Source organism: Paraburkholderia sp. SIMBA_027, from assembly GCF_046535315.1.
Lineage (GTDB): Bacteria > Pseudomonadota > Gammaproteobacteria > Burkholderiales > Burkholderiaceae > Paraburkholderia > Paraburkholderia tropica.
The window spans coordinates 52,799-69,828 of the sequence record NZ_JAWRWY010000008.1 but is presented as its reverse complement, the minus strand read 5'-3'; the positions used below and the strand labels follow the sequence as shown (position 1 = coordinate 69,828).

General features: G+C 66.1%; 17 protein-coding genes and 2 tRNA genes. 12 read left to right on the top strand and 7 right to left on the bottom strand.

Translation table 11 applies throughout. The features are described from left to right. Positions 1–19: 19 nt before the first annotated feature. From rmuC to pncB, 5 genes are all read right to left on the bottom strand, one after another. On the bottom strand, positions 20–1,522 hold the full coding sequence (rmuC, locus tag SB764_RS16595) for a DNA recombination protein RmuC (protein ID WP_410864099.1): 1,503 nt from the start codon (positions 1,520–1,522) through the stop codon (positions 20–22). Continuing rightward, positions 1,519–2,508, bottom strand: coding sequence for a 2-hydroxyacid dehydrogenase (locus tag SB764_RS16590; RefSeq protein WP_410864097.1), 990 nt, complete (start codon positions 2,506–2,508; stop codon positions 1,519–1,521). Before SB764_RS16590 ends, rmuC begins: the two co-directional genes overlap by 4 nt. 152 nt (positions 2,509–2,660) lie before the next feature. Continuing rightward, the gene (locus SB764_RS16585; RefSeq protein ID WP_410864210.1) at positions 2,661–4,073 is read right to left on the bottom strand and encodes a sodium:proton antiporter; all 1,413 of its coding nucleotides are present in this window, start codon (positions 4,071–4,073) and stop codon (positions 2,661–2,663) included. 40 nt (positions 4,074–4,113) lie between these two features. Beyond that, on the bottom strand, positions 4,114–4,776 hold the full coding sequence (locus SB764_RS16580; RefSeq protein WP_065061290.1) for a lactate utilization protein C: 663 nt from the start codon (positions 4,774–4,776) through the stop codon (positions 4,114–4,116). A gap of 128 nt (positions 4,777–4,904) precedes the next feature. Continuing rightward, positions 4,905–6,107: a nicotinate phosphoribosyltransferase gene (gene pncB / locus SB764_RS16575; RefSeq protein ID WP_065061289.1), complete on the bottom strand. Its 1,203-nt coding sequence runs from the start codon at positions 6,105–6,107 to the stop codon at positions 4,905–4,907. Positions 6,108–6,483: 376 nt separating this feature from the next. On the opposite strand from pncB, the gene fdxA reads away from it, so the two are divergent. The 10 genes from fdxA (at position 6,484) to SB764_RS16525 (ending at position 11,808) form a co-directional block, all read left to right on the top strand. Then, a complete protein-coding gene (fdxA, locus tag SB764_RS16570) occupies positions 6,484–6,807 on the top strand; it encodes a ferredoxin FdxA (RefSeq protein WP_065061288.1) in 324 nt (107 codons plus the stop codon). A 183-nt stretch (positions 6,808–6,990) separates the two neighbouring features. After that, a tRNA-Asn gene (locus SB764_RS16565) sits at positions 6,991–7,066 on the top strand. An 83-nt stretch (positions 7,067–7,149) separates the two neighbouring features. Further along, positions 7,150–7,225 (top strand) — tRNA-Asn (locus SB764_RS16560). 175 nt (positions 7,226–7,400) lie between these two features. Continuing rightward, positions 7,401–7,673, top strand: a complete 273-nt coding sequence (locus SB764_RS16555; protein ID WP_065061287.1) for a CopG family ribbon-helix-helix protein — start codon at positions 7,401–7,403, stop codon at positions 7,671–7,673. Next, entirely contained in the window at positions 7,661–7,954 is a 294-nt protein-coding gene (locus SB764_RS16550) for a type II toxin-antitoxin system RelE/ParE family toxin (protein WP_410864095.1), read from the top strand. The genes SB764_RS16555 and SB764_RS16550 overlap by 13 nt, the downstream gene beginning before the upstream one ends. Before the next feature lie 46 nt (positions 7,955–8,000). Next, positions 8,001–8,501, top strand: coding sequence for a CreA family protein (locus SB764_RS16545; protein WP_074983855.1), 501 nt, complete (start codon positions 8,001–8,003; stop codon positions 8,499–8,501). A 48-nt stretch (positions 8,502–8,549) separates the two neighbouring features. Continuing rightward, complete coding sequence (locus tag SB764_RS16540; protein ID WP_074983856.1) at positions 8,550–9,452, top strand: AraC family transcriptional regulator; 903 nt, start codon at positions 8,550–8,552, stop codon at positions 9,450–9,452. Between the two features lie 228 nt (positions 9,453–9,680). Next, a complete protein-coding gene (locus SB764_RS16535) occupies positions 9,681–10,466 on the top strand; it encodes an AzlC family ABC transporter permease (RefSeq protein WP_080180368.1) in 786 nt (261 codons plus the stop codon). 8 nt (positions 10,467–10,474) lie between these two features. After that, entirely contained in the window at positions 10,475–10,798 is a 324-nt protein-coding gene (locus SB764_RS16530) for an AzlD domain-containing protein (protein ID WP_065061403.1), read from the top strand. Between the two features lie 260 nt (positions 10,799–11,058). Further along, a complete protein-coding gene (locus SB764_RS16525; RefSeq protein WP_065061285.1) occupies positions 11,059–11,808 on the top strand; it encodes a DUF4088 family protein in 750 nt (249 codons plus the stop codon). Between the two features lie 55 nt (positions 11,809–11,863). Here the strand turns inward: SB764_RS16525 and SB764_RS16520 are convergent, their stop codons facing one another. Next, complete coding sequence (locus SB764_RS16520; protein ID WP_410864208.1) at positions 11,864–14,017, bottom strand: ATP-dependent helicase; 2,154 nt, start codon at positions 14,015–14,017, stop codon at positions 11,864–11,866. 206 nt (positions 14,018–14,223) lie between these two features. Further along, complete coding sequence (locus SB764_RS16515) at positions 14,224–14,673, bottom strand: hypothetical protein (RefSeq protein WP_065061284.1); 450 nt, start codon at positions 14,671–14,673, stop codon at positions 14,224–14,226. 364 nt (positions 14,674–15,037) lie between these two features. Here SB764_RS16515 and SB764_RS16510 point away from each other — a divergent pair, with 364 nt between their 5' ends. Together SB764_RS16510 and SB764_RS16505 are read left to right on the top strand one after the other, a co-directional pair. Then, entirely contained in the window at positions 15,038–15,259 is a 222-nt protein-coding gene (locus tag SB764_RS16510; RefSeq protein WP_065061283.1) for an RNA-binding S4 domain-containing protein, read from the top strand. Positions 15,260–15,435: 176 nt separating this feature from the next. Next, on the top strand, positions 15,436–16,857 hold the full coding sequence (locus tag SB764_RS16505; RefSeq protein WP_065061282.1) for an MATE family efflux transporter: 1,422 nt from the start codon (positions 15,436–15,438) through the stop codon (positions 16,855–16,857). The last annotated feature ends 173 nt before the right edge of the window (positions 16,858–17,030 follow it).

The following is a 17,030-nucleotide window of genomic DNA, read 5'->3' as shown; positions in this document are numbered from 1 at the left end:
CATGGGCGTGCTGCGGGTCCTACTCTTCCACGCCAGGCAGCGCGTCGCCGAGCAGATTCGACGCCTCTTCGCCCGGCAACGCCTCCACGTCGCGCAGCTTGCGATTCATCGCGCGCGTGCGCACTTCGGCGGCCTCGATCGAGCGCGTGACCGTTTCCAGTTGCGTCTTCGTGCGCGCAAGCACGTCGCCGAACTTGCCGAACTCGGTCTTCACCGCACCCAGCACCTGCCACACCTCGCTCGACCGTTGCTCGATAGCGAGCGTGCGAAAGCCCATCTGCAGACTGTTGAGCAGCGCCGTGAGCGTCGTCGGCCCGGCGACAGTCACGCGGAAGTCGCGCTGCAGCACATCGGTCAAACCGGGGCGACGCAGGATTTCGGCGTACAGCCCTTCGGTCGGCAAAAACAGCAGCGCGAAGTCGGTCGTGTGTGGCGGCGCGACGTATTTCTCGGCGATGGTGCGAGCTTCGGCGCGCACGCGCGTTTCGAGCGCGCGCCCCGCTTCCTCGATGCCAGCGAGATCGGCGCGCTCCTGGGCGTCGATGAGGCGCTCGTAGTCCTCGCGCGGAAACTTCGCGTCGACGGGCAGCCAGACCGGCGCGCTGTCCGGCGCACCCGGCTTGATGCCCTTGCCCGGCAGACGAATCGCAAACTCCACGCGCTCGTTGCTGCCCGGCACGGTCGCTACGTTCTTCGCGAACTGGTCGGGCGTGAGCATCTGCTCCAGGAGCGCTTCGAGCTGCACCTCGCCCCACGTGCCGCGCGTTTTCACGTTCGTGAGCACCTTCTTCAGATCGCCCACGCCCGCAGCCAGCGTCTGCATTTCGCCGAGGCCGCGATGCACCTGCTCCAGCCGGTCCGAGACCAGCTTGAACGATTCGCCGAGACGCTGTTCGAGCGTGGCGTGCAGCTTTTCGTCGACGGTGCGGCGCATTTCTTCGAGCTTCGCCGCATTGTTCGCCTCGATGTCCTTGAGACGCTGTTCGAGCGTCGCGCGCACTTCGGCGAAACGCCGGTCGTTCGCTTCAGTCAGTTGCGCGAGCTGCTGACCGAGCACGGTGCCGAAGTGCCGCAGCGCCGTGGACTGCTCCTCGCGCGCCTGCTGCGCCTGCACGTGCAGACTCTGGCGCACGGCGTCGAGCTGCTGGGCGTTGCTCTCGGTGAGCTTGACGAGCTGCTGCGCGAAGCCGTCGATCTGGCCGTTCTGCACGGTCGCGATGCTCGTGAGATGCGCCGCGAGCGCCTGTTGCACCTGCGCGAAACCACCACCGAATTCGCTGCGCGAAGCCTGCGCCGTGCGCGCGATCTCGTTGCGCAACTCGCGCTCGATGCGTTCGGCCGCGCGCGCCTGCGTGTCGGTCGATGCCGCGAGACGGTCGCTCAGTTGATCGAGCGCGTCGAGCGCGGCTTCGTCATGCGCGCCGCCGCGCGCGCGCAGCAGCACGATCACGGCGAACGCAAGCACGACCGCCAGCACGGCGAGCACCGCCAGCGCCAGCGCCATCAACGACTCAGCACTCATGCGCGCGCTTTCCCGATCACGGCCGGATTGATCGCATTGGGCGGCTCACCCGCGCGCGGACCTTGACCCAGTCCGGCGATCAGATTGTCGGCGGCGAGATTGGCCATCGCGCGGCGCGTGGCCTCGCTCGCGCTCGCGATGTGCGGCGTGAGCACGACGTTATCGACTTCGAGCAGCGCCGGATGCACGCTCGGCTCGCCCTCGAACACGTCGAGACCCGCGGATGCGATGCGGCGCTCGCGCAGCGCCTGCGCCAGCGCCGCGTCGTCGACGATGCCGCCACGCGCGATGTTGGTCAGCGTGGCCGTGGGCTTCATGAGCGCGAGTTCGGCCGCGCCGATCGTGTGATGGTTTTCCGGCGTGTACGGCAGCACCAGCACGACGTGATCGGCCTCTTTGAGCAGATCTTCCTTCGCGCGGTATTCCGCGTTCAGCTCGCGCTCGATCTCGGGCGCGACGCGCGAACGGTTGTGATAGATCACGCGCATGTTGAAGCCGCGCGCGCGGCGCGCGAGCGCCTGGCCGATCCGGCCCATGCCGATCACGCCGAGCGTCGCGCCGTGGATGTCCGCGCCGAGAAACATGTCGAACGACCACTTCTGCCACTTGCCCGCGCGCAGGTAATGCTCCGATTCGGTCACGCGGCGCGCGGCGGCCATCATCAGGGCCCAGCCGAAGTCGGCGGTGGTTTCGTTCAGCACGTCGGGCGTGTTGGTGCCGAGCACGTTCGCGGCGTTGAACGCGGCCATGTCGAAATTGTTGTAGCCCACGGCCATGTTCGAGACCACGCGCAGACGCGGCGCGGCGGCGAAGGTCGAGGCGTCGACAGGGTCGCCCATCGTGATCGCGCCGTCCTTGTCGGCGAGTCGCGCCTTGAGCGCTTCGGCGGACAGCGTTTCGCCGTTGTTCCAGTCGACGTCGAAATACTGCTTGAGACGGTCGATCACGTCCGGAAAGATCGGGCGCGCCACGAGAATCTTTTGCATCGTTACTCTCCACACTACTGAGGTTGATCCGGAAGCCCGCCGGGGGCGGCCTGGGCGTTATTGTTCCGCATTGTCCCGCGCGGCCGCGCATCGGCATAGTCGGCCGAATGGCTAATCCGCCAGATCCGCGCGCGTATCAGGTATCAGACGAATCAGGCGAAAAAGAGCCAGGTCGCGGCCGCGAACACGGGCGTGAGCACCACGCACGACCAGCCAAGATAGCCGAAGAAGCCCGGCATGCGCACGCCGCGTTGCTGCGCGATCGCCTTCACCATGAAGTTCGGCGCGTTGCCGATATAGGTCACCGCGCCCATCCACACGGCGCCCGCCGAGATCGCGGCGAGCGTTTTCGCGCCGCCCGTCATGAGCGCCTGCGCGTCGCCGCCCGCGAGATTGAAGAACACGAGATAGGTGGGCGCGTTGTCGAGAAACGAGGACAGCAGCCCCGTCGCCCAGAAATACAGCGCGTCGTTCGGGCGGCCCGGCGCATCGTTCACGAAGGCGATCAGCGAGGCGAACGCGCCCGCCTCGCCCGCGCGCAGCATCGCGATCACCGGCGTGATCGTCACGAAGATGCCTGCGAACAGCTTCGCCACTTCGGCAATCGGCGCCCAGTCGAAACCGTTGTCGGCACGCGCCTGCCGCGACGTGAACACGTACGACACGACTGCCAGCACGATCAGTCCGGCATCGCGCACGGCGTTTTGCAGTTCGATGCGCGCACCCGCCAGCTCGACGCCGATGCCCGGCTTCCAGAGCCCGCTCATGAGCACGAGCGCGATCACGCCCGCGAGCAGCGCGAAGTTGGCCTTGCCGCCGATGCCGAGCCGTCCGGTGTCGGGCGTCGGATCGAGGAACGGCGCGCGCGCTTCGCCGGCGCTTCGGAACCGCCACGTATCGAGCAGAAAGAACGCGACGAGCAGCACGCCGCAGACGAACAGCATCGGCAGCGCGAGATGTTGCGCGGTCCAGAAAAAGCCGACGCCGTTGAGAAAACCGAGGAACAGCGGCGGATCGCCGAGCGGCGTGAGCGAACCGCCCGCGTTCGCCACGAGGAAGATGAAGAACACGACCACGTGCGTGTTGTGGCGGCGATTGTCGTTGGCGCGCAGCAGCGGGCGGATCAGCAGCATGGCCGCGCCGGTCGTGCCCATCACGCTCGCGAGCACGGTGCCGAGCGCGAGGATCGCGGTATTGGTGCGCGGCGAGCCGTGCAGATTGCCGTACACGCAGATGCCGCCCGCGATCGTATAGAGCGCGCCGAGCAGTACGATGAACGGCACGTATTCGTCGACGAGCGCGTGCAGAAAGAGCGGAACCGTGACGCCAACGCCGTGCGACGCCGCGAACGGCACGAGAAACGCGAGCGCCCACGCCGCCGAAATCTTGCCGAAATGGCGATGCCAGAACGTGGCCGCGAACATCGGGAACAGTGCGATCGAGAGCAGCATGCAGGCGAACGGCAAGCCCCAGGTCGCGGAGAGTGTCGCGCCGTCGACGCCACTCGATGCGTGCGCCGTGCTGGCGCCGCAGGCGAGCAGCGCCGCGAGCGACTGCGCAAGGATCCGCTTCGTGTTGCGTGCCGCGCGGCTATCCGTCAACGCGTCACGCTCCCTGCACGACGATCACGTGCACGCGATACGGCCCGTGAGCCCCGAGCACGATGGTCTGTTCGATGTCGCCGGTGCGCGACGGCCCCGAGACGAAATTGACCGCGCGCGGCAGTTCGCCGCGTTCGGCGCGCATGAGCGCGAAGGCGTCCTCGTGACCCGCGACGATGCGCGAGGCCGGCACGACGGCGATGTGCGTTTCGGGCAGCAGCGCGCCCGAGGCCCAGGTTTGCGGACCCGACAGCAGCACCAGCGTGCCGGTCTCGGCAGTGGCGCAGAAACAGCCCGTGAGGCCGACGAGATCGCGATCTTCGGGCTTGCGAAACGCGACCGTGAGCCCCGCCGAAGTCCAGTCGAACGATTCGAGCGTCTCCCAGGCGACGGCCTGCGTGGGCAACTGGAGCGAGGCGAGATAGCGCGCCGCGGCGGCGGGCACGTCGGCGAGCTGCGCGACCTCCTCGACCGTGGATGCCATCTTCTTCGCCTCGACGACGAAACGCGCGACGAGGTCGCCTTCCATCGGCGGACGCGGCCCTTGCGGATGCCGCGCGAGATAGTCGGCCACGGCTTCCCGTTCGTGCGCGGCGGGTGTTGCATCGCGACCCTGAGCGGCGCGGATGCGCGCGAGCATGCTGCGGCGGGCGGCCGTGGTGTCCATGTGCGTCCTCGTCAAAAGAAGAAAAGCGACGCGCCGATTATACCGGCGCGTCGCTCGTATTCCGGCGCGCTATCCCGCGCATGAAGCGCGTGCCGCCCGCGTGTCGCTTACGTGCTGCGTGCGCGAACTTACTTGCCCGCGCACTCCACTTCGGTCGGCTGCTCGATGCCGAACACCTGACGCAGATACGCGAGATAGGCCTTGTCGTCGCACATGTTCTTGCCCGGCGAATCGGACAGTTTGGCGACCGGCTGACCATTGCAGCGGACCATCTTGATGACGATCTGCAGCGGCTGATAGCCGAGGTCGTTGGTGAGGTTCGTGCCCACGCCGAACGCGAGACGGCAACGGTCCTTGAAGCGCTCGTACAGACGCAGCACCTTGGGAATGTCGAGCGCGTCCGAGAAGATCATGGTCTTCGTACGGGCGTCGACGCGGTTCTCCTCGTAGTGCTTGAGCAGACGCTCGCCCCACTCGAACGGATCGCCCGAATCGTGGCGCGCGCCGTCGAAGAGCTTGCAGAAGTACATGTCGAAGTCGCGCAGGAACGCCTGCATGCCATACACGTCCGACAAGGCGATGCCGAGGTCGCCGCGATACTCCTTCGCCCACATCTCGAAGCCGTAGATCTGCGAATCGCGCAGACGCGGTCCGAGCGCCTGGCACGCCTGCAGATACTCGTGCGCCATCGTGCCGAGCGGCGTGAGGTTGTGCTTCATCGCGTAGTAGACGTTGCTCGTGCCCGTGAACTGCTCGCCGAGATCTTCCTTGAGCGTGAGGATCACCTCTTCGTGCCAGCGCTTCGAGAAGCGGCGGCGCGTGCCGTAATCGGCGATCTTGCAGTCGGCGAACTCGGGCTTCGCGCCGAGCAGCTCGATCTTGCGGCGCAGGCGCTCGCGGCCCTCTTCGTATTGCGGATGATGCTGCGTGTTGCGGAAATACACCTCGTTGACGATCGCGAGCACCGGAATCTCGAAGAGGATCGTGTGCAGCCACGGCCCCTTGATCTCGATGTCGATTTCGCCGTTGTTCTTCGGCGACGGCGTGACGGAGATGTACTTTTCGTTCAGATGGAACAGCGCGAGGAAGTCGACGAAATCGCCCTTCACGAAGCGCATCTTGCGCAGATACTCAAGTTCGGGCTCGGCGAAACGCAGACGGCAGAGCTTGGAAATTTCACTGCGGATTTCGTCGACGTACGGCACGAGGTCGACATCCGGCGTGCGGCAGCGGAAGCGATATTCGACGTTGGCCGCGGGGAAATGATGCAGCACCACCTGCATCATCGTGAATTTGTACAGATCGGTATCGAGCAGCGAAGTAATGACCATGATTGACTAGCCGGACTGCAATCGGAGGATGCATGCCTCGTTTTCCGAACCGCCACGCGCCTTCCGGGGCTCGCGGCGACGCCGTCGGAAGGCGGGCATCAGCGGTGCGCTCATGTTACCCGAATGCGGCATTCGGACGCGGGCTTGCATGCACGTCCGTGGCGCGCGCAGGGATATTGCGCAAAAAATCGGCCGCCACTTGCGCGCCTTTCGCATTTGCGCGGGCCAAGGCGGCACCGCATAAACTAATCACGAAACGATATAAAAGGCGCGCCGGCGGTGTGGATAGGGAAATTCCCATTCAGTTACAATACCGCTTTTGGCGCGCGTCAATCCAGCGCCATCCCCAATACAAAAGCTTGCAGGAGCTGCCTGAATGACCCACGTTGTGACCGAAAGCTGCATCAAGTGCCGCTATACCGACTGCGTCGATGTGTGCCCGGTGGACTGCTTTCGCGAAGGTCCCAACTTCCTCGCGATCGACCCGGACGAGTGCATCGACTGCGCCGTGTGCGTGGCTGAGTGCCCGGTGAACGCCATTTACGCCGAAGAAGATGTGCCTGGCGACCAGCAGGATTTCATCGCGCTGAACGCCGATCTCGCCAAGAACTGGCCGAGCATCACGAAAACCAAGGCTGCCCTGCCGGAAGCCGAGGAATTCAAGGACATCAAGGACAAGCTCGCGCTGCTCGAGCGCTAAGCCGCGTTCCGCGGCGGTTGGGGCCGCGCCGCCGCGTCCGTTTGTCACCACGTCACCACGTCACCCGAGGACGGACAATCCGTCGAACAATCCTTTTGAAGGAGGATTGTTTTAAAAAGATGGCGACAAGGTGTTGACAGACTCCGCCAGGCCCCATAGAATCTCGTTCTCTGCTTTTGTTGATCCCCGATAGCTCAGTCGGTAGAGCGCCGGACTGTTAATCCGTAGGTCCCTGGTTCGAGCCCAGGTCGGGGAGCCAAGATTCGCAAAAGCCCGTTCGTGTTGAACACCGCGCATAACGGGCTTTTTCATGAAGTTAAAAAGTTGTAGTTGTACTGCTGTTCCCCGATAGCTCAGTCGGTAGAGCGCCGGACTGTTAATCCGTAGGTCCCTGGTTCGAGCCCAGGTCGGGGAGCCAAAATATAAAGCCGTTGCGTTTTTGCGCAACGGCTTTTTTCTTTTGGGCGTGCGTGACTGACGCATGGCGCGCCCTCTCCCTTTTGCGACATCAAACACTCGCCCGACTGACCGCGATGGCAGCCAGTCAACTGGTGTAGTATCGACAGGTAATACCCGCTAACGGGGCACGCCTCATGTCCATTTCCATCAAGCTCGACGACGAACTCAAGGACCGCATCCAGCATATCGCGGGCCTTCAGCATCGCACGCCGCACGCCGTGATGCGCGAAGCCATCGCGCAATACGCCGAGCGCGAAGAAGCGCGCGAGCGGTTCACGCAGGAAGCGCTCGCGTCATGGCAGCACTATCAGCAATCCGGCCGTCACCTGAATGGCGACGAGGTGCGCGCGTGGCTGGGCGACTGGGGCACGGATGACGAACTCCCCGCGCCGGAATGCCACGACTGATCGTCACTCAGCGCGCCATTGAAGGATTGGAGCGCTGTCGGCGGTTTCTGTCTCGAAAAACACCCGAAGCCTCGCGGCGCGCAGCACAAGTCATCGATCAACATTTCCGGGCGCTTGAAGCCACGCCAGCGATTGGCCGACCAATCGAGGCCACACCCGGACTTCGCGAACTGGTCATTCCATTCGGCGATACGGACTACGTCGCGCTCTATCTGCCCCCTCCCGGCGACGACACCCTCTATGTCCTGGCCTTCCGCCATCAACGAGAACTCGGTTACTAGCGCCGCCCTGCCCGATAATGACACCTCGTCACTCCCGGGAATCCGCATGAAATCCATCCGCCTTGCCCCGACGCTGTCCGCCGCGTTCACTGCCGCATTCACCGCGGCGCTCGCCTGCGCATCGGGCATCGCGCACGCCGAACAGATCGGCAGCGTGAACACCAACTTCCGCATGACCGGCTCCGACAAGGTCGTCGTCGAGGCCTACGACGACCCCGCCGTGAGCGGCGTCACCTGCTACGTGTCGCGCGCGCGCACCGGCGGCGTGAAGGGCACGCTCGGCATCGCCGAAGATCCCACCGAAGCATCGATCGCCTGCCGCCAGGTCGGCCCGATCAGCTTCGGCGCGCCGCTCAAGCAACAAGCCGACGTGTTCAACGAGCGCATGTCGTTTCTCTTCAAGACGCTGCATGTGGTGCGCGTGGTCGATACCAAGCGCAACGCGCTCGTCTACCTGACCTATAGCGACCGCGTCGTGAGCGGCAGCGCGAAGAACAGCGTCACCGCCGTGCCGATGCCCGCCGGCACGACCATTCCGGTGCGCTAAACTGGTCTTCCACGCCGCCTGAAAGCCGACTGACTGGCCGCCGTCTCCATGAACCTTCCCCGTTTTCGCGATTCCGCCCGTTACTGGCGCTCGCCGCTGCTGCCCGGCGGGGATCTGCTGACGGCCGAATATCACGATCACACGTTCTCGCCGCACTGGCACGAGGCGTACACGGTGCCCGTGATCGAGGACGGCGCGGAGTGCTTCCGCTATCGCGGCGCGCATCATGTGGCGGAAACCGGCACGGTGCCGGTCATCAATCCGGGCGAGGTGCATACCGGTTCGCGCGCCGTCGACGAAGGCTGGCGCTATCGCGTGATATACCTGCCGGTCGATTATCTGCACGGTCTCGCGGCGGAAATTGCGGGCCGCGAGCAGCCGCTGCCGTGGTTCGGCGCCGATGTGATCCGCGATCCCGATCTCGCGCAGCGGCTCTCGTACGCGCATCGTCTGCTCGAAGCCGACGCCGATGCGCGGCGCGCCGATCCGGAGCCCCGAACCGCGCCCGGCGGCAACGCCAGCGCGCTCGCCCTGCCCGCGCCCGACCCGCTCGCCGTCGAAGACGCGTTGCTCGACGCGCTCGCGACCTTGCTCACGCGCCACGCCCGCACCCGCGAAGCGCCGATCGGGCCGCACGTCAACGACCCGCGCGTCGAGACCATGAAGGCGCTGCTGGCCGCCGACCTGCCCGCGCCGCTGCGCGTCGCCGATCTCGCCCAGGCGGTCGGCCTGTCGCCGTTCCACGCCACGCGTCTCTTCACCCAGGCGACCGGTCTGCCGCCGCACGCATGGCGCACGCAACTGCGCCTGCAACGCGCACTCGGGCCGCTGCGCGCGGGTGCGTCGGTCGCCGACGTGGCCGCCGCCAGCGGTTTCGCCGATCAAAGCCATTTCACGCGCCATTTCCGCCGCATGTTCGGCGTGCCGCCGGGACGCTGGCAGTCGTCCTGAGCGCTTTACTGCGCGCTTTACTGCGCGCTTTACTGCGCGCTTTACTGCGCGCTTGACTGCGCGTCATCCGGAACGCCACGCAACCTCGCCACACTGATCGACAAAGCTCGCCGCAAGATCGTACAAGCCACGCACCGCGCCGCTCGCTATGCTGCTTTCCGAATCAGGAGAGACAGCTTGACCCACCATCCCCATCGCTACAAAGAATTCGCGGCCGGCGCGCGCGACATGATCCCCATGATGATCGGCGCGGCGCCGTTCGGCGTGATTTTCGGCACGCTCGTCACGTCCGGGCCGCTCGCGCTCTGGCACGGCCAGTTCATGTCGGTCACGGTATTCGCTGGCTCGGCGCAGTTCATCGCGCTCGGGCTGATCGCCTCGCACGCGAGCTACGCCGTGATCTGGGCCACCACGCTGATCGTCAACCTGCGCCACGTGCTCTACAGCGCCACGCTCGCGCCCTATGTCTCGCATCTGCCGATGCGCTGGCGCCTCGCGCTCGGCGCGGTGCTCACCGACGAGGTGTTCGCCGTCGCCTGGGCGCATTACCGCCGCCATCATCCCGGCGACGACGTCTCGCCGTGGCACTTCCTCGGCTCGGGTGTCTCGATGTATCTGAACTGGCAGATTTCGACCGCCGCGGGCCTGCTGTTCGGCGCGGCGTTCCCGGGCCTGCAGTCGCTCGGACTCGACTTCGCGATGGTCGCCACTTTCATCGCCATCGTGGTCCCGCAACTGGTGGCGCTGCGCTTTGTGGCGGCCGCCGTCACCTCGGGCGTGCTCGCGTTCTACTGGCAGGCGTGGCCGTACAAGCTCGGGCTGCTCGGCGCGGTGCTCGCGGGCGTCGTGGTCGGCGTGGCGCTGTCGTTGCCGCGCAAACCGCGCCAATCTCATGTCGATGCCGACGCCCTACCCGACGCCGACGCTCCGTCGCACTCATCGAACCCGACCGGCAACCGCCGCCCGGACCGGCATCCGCGCGAGGCGCACGCCGTCGCAGGAGGCAACCGATGAACCAGCCCATGAACTACGTCGTCCTGATCCTCGGCATGGCGCTGATCACCTGGATCGTGCGCACCGCCGTCTTCGTGCTCGGCGAGCGACTCGTGTTTCCGCCGCTCGTGCGCACGGCGCTCGGTTTCGTGCCCGTAACCGTCCTCACGGCGATCATCGTGCCGATGGCCGTCTCGCCGCACGGCCAGGGCGCCGAACTGAGCTGGCGCAATCCGCAACTCGTCGGCGCGCTGGCGGCGATCGTCGTGAGCGCGCTGACGAAGCGTCCGCTGCTGACCATCGCCGTGGGCCTCGGCGTGTTCTTCGTCTGGCAAGGCGTCGTGTTGCGCTGAATCCACGCTGAAATGCGCATCTGAATACGCATTGGAGTGCGCCCTCGAATCCCCCCGGACGGGCCGCCGCCCGTCCACCCACGGTCCTTTCACGGCGCGCGTTCGAGCGAACCTCGCGTGAACCTCGCGTGAACCTTTCACGCAGCCGCTCAAGTTTCGCCGCGCCGCGCCGTTAAACCGTCGAAGCCTGCCTTGGCGCAGTGGTCAGCCGAAGACTGGCCATCACCAGGCAACGCCAGGAATAGATCGGGGCAACCAGAATGGGGAATATCACCCTTAACCTCAAGGAAGAAACACTTGCGTCGCTGCGCAAGGATTTCGACGCGTTCCTGCGCGTCTCGCTGAAGCTCGACCCGCAATTCCTCACGCCGTCGTTCGAGGACTTCCTGCGCGCGAAGCTGCTCGACAACATGACGCCGCTCACCGAGCAGGCGGTGCAGCGGCTATTGCAGGGCGGCCAGTACGCGTGGGCCAAGCGCACGCTCGACAAGGAGTTTCCGGAAGTCGTCTCGATGCTGCTGCGTCAGGCCGGCGATTTTGGTTTCGGCGTCGCGTCGCGTCCCGAGTGGACGCCCGACGAGCTGTCGAAGAAGTGCCGCGAATGGGCGGCCGCGATCGTGCAGGAAGCGCAGGGCGAGGAAGCGCAGATCGACCCGCTCGCCGCGCAGATCAAGTCGGGCGTGCAGGACATCCAGACGCTCGAAGAAATCATGCAGACGCCCGCATGGCGGCTCGCGGAATCGGTGCGCCAGCGCGTCTATGAAGCGAAGATCGGCTGCGAACAGGCCACGGGTTCGCTCGCGCGCGAGCGGCTCGGGGAGTTGCGCGGCCTGCTGCGTCTGGGCATCGCGCACGGCACGTTCCAGAAGCAGGAAGCGCAGCAGATCATGGAATATCTGCGTCTGCTGAAGCCGGAAATTTTCGTCGAAGAACCCGACGACGTCTTCACGCGCCTCGCCGCCTGGCTGCGCAACTTCTTCGTGCCGCCGCCGAAGAATCAGCCTCGCTAGCCCGTCCCGCCCGCGGGACACCGCACCGATCAGGCTCATACCCCCGGCGCGCGCCCTAGTCCCACATCTTCCTCAATTTCGCGCCGATCTCGACCTTCGCGCGCGCCGCAGCGGCCAGTCCCGCCGCACTCGGCGCGCTCGCCACGGGCGGCGCGGGCCACGCGCGCGACTCGAACAGCGGCAGCATCGACGGCGCGATGAAGCGCGTGCGCGACGCCCACACGTGACGATCGCCGGACGCCGCCTGGTTGTGCACATAAAAGCGCTGCGGCACGACGATGTGCAGATCCTCCTTCGCACGCGTCATCGCCACGTAGAGCAGACGGCGCTCCTCTTCCAGTTCCTCGTCGCTGCCCGCGCCCAGATCGGACGGAATGCAGCCGTCCACGCCGTTGAGCACGAACACGTTGCGCCACTCCTGCCCCTTGGCCGAATGGATGGTCGAGAGGATCAGATAGTCCTCGTCGAGCAGCGGATCGGCCGATTCGGCGCTGGTCGCGTCGGGCGGATCGAGCGTGAGTTCGGTCAGGAAGCGCTCGCGCGAGGGGTACGTGCTCGCGATGCTTTCCATCTGCAGCAGATCGGCCATGCGCACCTGCGCGTCTTCGTGATTGCGCTCCAGATGCGGCTCGTACCAGCGCCGCACGCGCTCGAACTCGGCCGGCCAGGCCGTGGCGCGCGCGCCGATGCTGTCGATGAGCGCCGTGAACGCGCTCCAGTCCTCGGCGGCACGCGGCGGCGGTGCGAATGCGGCGAGCGCTTCGGCAGCGCGATACGCGCCCGTGCAAGCCGCAACCTGATCGAGCAGACGCGCGGCGGTAGCCGGCCCGACGCCCGGCATCAACTGCGTCACGCGAAACCCGGCCACGCGATCGAGCGGATTTTCGGCCCAGCGCAGCACCGCCAGCACGTCTTTTACGTGCGCGGCGTCGAGAAAACGCAGGCCGCCGAATTTCACGAACGGGATATTGCGCCGCGCCAGCTCGATTTCGAGCGTCGCGCTATGGTGCGCGGCGCGAAACAGCACGGCCTGCTGCTTGAGCTTCATGCCGCCCTCGCGCGCCTCCAGAATCTGCTCGACGACGTAGCGCGCCTGCGTGGCCTCGTCGGCGACCGTCACGAGGCGCGGACGCTGCTGCGAGGCGCGATCGGTCCAGAGGTTTTTCGTGTAGCGCTCGGTGGCGGCGTCCATCACGGCGTTGGACGCAGCGAGGATCGGCTCGGTTGACCGGTAGTTGCGTTCCAGCGTCACCTGACGTGCGGACGGATCGAACTGTGCGGGGAAATCGAGGATGTTGCGTACCGTTGCGCCCCGAAACGAGTAAATTGCCTGCGCATCGTCGCCGACGACGGTCAGGCCGCGTCCGTCGGGCTTGAGCGCGAGCAGGATCGACGCCTGGAGGCGATTCGTGTCCTGATATTCGTCGACGAGAATGTGATCGAAGCGCGTGGCGAGATCGGCGGCAATGACGGGTTCTTGCGCCATATGCGCCCAATACAGCAGCAAATCGTCGTAATCGAGCACGTTCTGCTTCTGCTTCGCGTCCACGTACTCGGCAAACAGCGCGCGCAGTTGCGGCTCCCATTCGAGACACCAGGAGAACGAGCGCGCGAGCACGTCGGCGAGCGAATCGCCGGTGTTGACTACGCGCGAGTAAATCGCCAAACACGTGGATTTAGCGGGAAATCGCTTCTCTTTCGCCGACAATCCCAGCTCGTGGCGCACGAGGTTCATGAGATCGGCGGAATCTTCGCGATCGTTGATCGTGAAGGCCGGCGACAAACCGATCTGCTCGGCGTATTCGCGCAGCAGGCGCGCGCCGATGCCGTGAAACGTGCCCGCCCACGTGAGCCCCTGCGCGAGCACGGCGGCCGCGCCCGGCACGCCGGCGGCGATGCGCGAGACACGCCGCGTCATTTCCTGCGCCGCGCGACGCGAGAACGTTAGCAGCAAGATACGATGCGGATCGGCGCCGTTCACGACCAGATGCGCGACGCGATGCGCAAGCGTGTTGGTCTTGCCCGAACCCGCTCCAGCGATCACGAGCAGCGGTTCCGGCAGCGTCGCACCCGGAGCGAAGGCCTGCGGACCGCCATGCTCGACGGCGGCGCGTTGCGCCTCGTTGAGCTTGGCGAGATAGGCCGCAACGTCCTGAGCGACAGCGCTGACGGGATCGACGAGGGAATCGTTGGAAACGGGAGTGGACACGGCGGTGGACACGGCGGGCGCGGAGAATCCGTAAAAGGCGGCGACGCATACTGTATATCCATACACCTCGCACCCGCAAGCGCTCGATCGTGGGCTGATCTGGCGCGATCTGGCGATATTTATGCGTCAACTTCCCGGCGCAATAAAAAACGGCGGCATCCGTTACCGGACGCCGCCGCCTTGCACGTGATTAGCGCTGACGCGGATTACGGCTGCTGCGTGCCGCCCTGCTGCTGCGCCGACTGACCGCTCATCTGATCCTTCATTTCCGAATCGTTGGCCTGACGGTCGGCCTTGCGGTTGATCTTCGCGTCCTTGACCTCCGATTTGTACTGCGTCTTGGCCTGCTTCTTCGCGTCCTTGTACTCGGAGTTCGCCGACTTCTTGGCGCTGCGGTACTCGGCGCTGGCCGCCGCGTTGGCGTTGCGCTTTTGCACCAGCGGATCGGTCGGCTGCGGCGCGGTCAGATTTTGCGGCGCGGGCGCCGGTTGCGCGATGCCCGCGGCGGCCGGCGCCTGGCTCGGCGCGGTAGCCGGGGCCATCGTCGGCGCGTCGCCCGCCGCCGGCGTGGCGGTCTGGGCGAACGCGCCCTGCGCGAAGGCAGCGGCGGTGGCGGCAATGGCGGTAGCGGTCAGCAGCTTGCGAATCTGGGTCATGGCGTATCCTCTTGAGTAGTTCCGGGAATTGGCGTGGGTCAGTCCTGCAACGGGCGTGCCCGCCGTTTCCCGCTCCGTTTCCGCTCGATGGAGCCGCCGTGGTCGGGTGAATCCGTGGAGCCCGGCGGTCTCGCTTCGGTGAACCCATTTTCATCTGAAGATCCGCGCGCCGTCCCGCGACGTTACGCAGCGTTTCATTTGCTGACGAATTCATAACATCTGGCCCCGACATGTAACTACGCCCGATCGCCAAGCATCCCGGGCCGCGCCACGCGCGATCGCTTATGATGCTCACCCTCCGCGCCGCCACGGCGCGCGCCAATGTTCCGCGCCTTTGTTCCAATTTCACCGATTTCCACGCGCCATGCCCAATCTCGATTTCACGCTGACCGGCGACTACGTCGAACTGCACAACCTCCTGAAGATCACCGGACTCGCCGACAGCGGCGGCTCGGCCAAGCAGATCGTCTCGTCCGGCGCGGTGAAGGTCGACGGCGAAGTCGAACTGCGCAAGACCTGCAAAATCCGCGCGGGCCAGTCGGTGCTGCTCGGCGACACGCGCATCGCGATTCACGAGCCGGAGTAACAGGCTGCGCCGATCGCACATGCACCACGCAGGTGCTTTTTGGCTGAAAGACAGGTAATCTCGGCGGGTAGGCTCGCAGCCGTTCAAGGCGCTTGAGCCGTTCCCGCCTGCACTTCCGGATTCGATCTCCAGGCGTTTTTCCGACGCGGCGCGATACTTCGCGCCGCTTGCCTTTCATGACCCGAACGACTTCACCGGCGCGCACCGACCGCGCCAGCCGCGCCATCGCGCCGCCCACGCTCAAACGTCACGCCGCCGACACCGCACGTCTCGCCGCGCCGCTCGCCATCGCCCAGTTGTCGCAGATGGCGATGAGCGTCACCGACACCGTGCTGCTCGGCTCGCTCGGCGCGGGCGCGCTCGCGGCGGGCGGACTCGGCGCGAATCTGTTCTTCGTGGTCGTGACGGTGCTGCAGGGCGTGCTGACCTCGGTGAGCGTGAGCGTCTCGCAGGCGCGCGGCGCCGACGATCTGCATCGTGTGCCGCATATCTACTGGACCGGTTTCGCGCTCTCGCTCGTGCTCGCGCTGCCCGCGTTCGCGCTGCTGTCGTTCGCGGAGCCGCTGTTGCACGCGCTCGGCGAGCCGGGCGTGCTCGCGCGCCAGGTCGGCGAATACGCGTCGGTGCTGCGCTGGGGCGCGCCCGCGAGCCTGATCGGCGTGGGGCTGATGCGCTCGTTCCTGCCCGCCATCGGCGCGGCGCGGCGGCTGCTCTGGATTTCGATCGCGAGCGTGTTCTTCAACGGCTTCCTGAACTACGGGCTGATCCACGGCGTCTGGGGCCTGCCGCGCCTCGGCTTTCTCGGCTCGGCGGCGGCGACCGCCGTCACCATCTGGCTCACCACGCTCGTGCTGATGGCGCTGCTGCATCTGCGCCCGTCGCATCAGCACTTCGTGGTCGCGCGCCGTCCGAGCGCGCCGATGATGGGCGAGCTGTTCTCCATCGGCTGGCCCGTGGCGATCACCTATGCGGTCGAAGCAACGCTGTTCCTCGCGACCGGCCTGCTGATGGGCCTCCTCGGCGCAATGCCGCTTGCCGCCCACCAGATCGCGCTGAACGTCGCTTCGGTGATGTTCATGGTGCCGCTCTCGATCGGCCAGGCGGGCAACGTGCGCGTGGGTTACTGGATCGGCGCGGGCGTGCCGCGCGCGGCGCGTCATGCGGGCTTCGTCGCGCTGGCGCTGGGCGTGGGCTTCATGTCGATGTCGGCGCTCGTGATGGTGCTCGCGCCGCACTGGATCGTCGGGCTCTATCTGCATCTCGACGATCCGGCCAACGCGCAGACCGTCGCGCTCGCCACCTCGCTGCTCGGCGTGGCGGCGATCTTCCAGATCGTCGACGGCATGCAGACGGTCGGCTCCGGCTGCCTGCGCGGCCTCAAGGACACGCGCATCCCGATGCTGGCCGCGACGCTCGGCTACTGGGGCATCGGTTTTCCGGTCGGCTATGCGCTGGCGTTCCATTTCGGCTATGGCGCGCTCGGCCTCTGGTGGGGACTCGCGGCCGGTCTCGCGAGCGTGGCCGTGCTGATGACGTGGCGCTTTCACCGCATGAGCCTGCGCGCGGAAACCGAGGCGGCGCGCTCGCAGACGGCCTGACGCGCGCCCGCGCCTGACGGACAACGACGGACAAAGACGCCCCCCAGGTCCGCCTGACGCGAGCGGTTAGAATACGCGGCTGGCGCCCGCCGCCATCCGTCCCACGAGGGCAGGAAAATTCCGCGCGCATTGACCGGACGACCGGACGACTGAACGACCAAACGACCGGACCC

Coding starts and splice junctions, on each gene's coding strand:
- SB764_RS16590 (WP_410864097.1), bottom strand. CDS start 2,508: ATGCAAAAGATTCTCGTGGCGCGCCCGATCTTTCCGGACGTGATCGAC.
- SB764_RS16555 (WP_065061287.1), top strand. CDS start 7,401: ATGTCCATTTCCATCAAGCTCGACGACGAACTCAAGGACCGCATCCAG.
- SB764_RS16540 (WP_074983856.1), top strand. CDS start 8,550: ATGAACCTTCCCCGTTTTCGCGATTCCGCCCGTTACTGGCGCTCGCCG.
- fdxA (WP_065061288.1), top strand. CDS start 6,484: ATGACCCACGTTGTGACCGAAAGCTGCATCAAGTGCCGCTATACCGAC.
- SB764_RS16580 (WP_065061290.1), bottom strand. CDS start 4,776: ATGGACACCACGGCCGCCCGCCGCAGCATGCTCGCGCGCATCCGCGCC.
- SB764_RS16525 (WP_065061285.1), top strand. CDS start 11,059: ATGGGGAATATCACCCTTAACCTCAAGGAAGAAACACTTGCGTCGCTG.
- SB764_RS16510 (WP_065061283.1), top strand. CDS start 15,038: ATGCCCAATCTCGATTTCACGCTGACCGGCGACTACGTCGAACTGCAC.
- SB764_RS16530 (WP_065061403.1), top strand. CDS start 10,475: ATGAACTACGTCGTCCTGATCCTCGGCATGGCGCTGATCACCTGGATC.
- SB764_RS16505 (WP_065061282.1), top strand. CDS start 15,436: ATGACCCGAACGACTTCACCGGCGCGCACCGACCGCGCCAGCCGCGCC.
- pncB (WP_065061289.1), bottom strand. CDS start 6,107: ATGGTCATTACTTCGCTGCTCGATACCGATCTGTACAAATTCACGATG.
- SB764_RS16550 (WP_410864095.1), top strand. CDS start 7,661: ATGCCACGACTGATCGTCACTCAGCGCGCCATTGAAGGATTGGAGCGC.
- rmuC (WP_410864099.1), bottom strand. CDS start 1,522: ATGAGTGCTGAGTCGTTGATGGCGCTGGCGCTGGCGGTGCTCGCCGTG.
- SB764_RS16515 (WP_065061284.1), bottom strand. CDS start 14,673: ATGACCCAGATTCGCAAGCTGCTGACCGCTACCGCCATTGCCGCCACC.
- SB764_RS16545 (WP_074983855.1), top strand. CDS start 8,001: ATGAAATCCATCCGCCTTGCCCCGACGCTGTCCGCCGCGTTCACTGCC.
- SB764_RS16535 (WP_080180368.1), top strand. CDS start 9,681: ATGATCCCCATGATGATCGGCGCGGCGCCGTTCGGCGTGATTTTCGGC.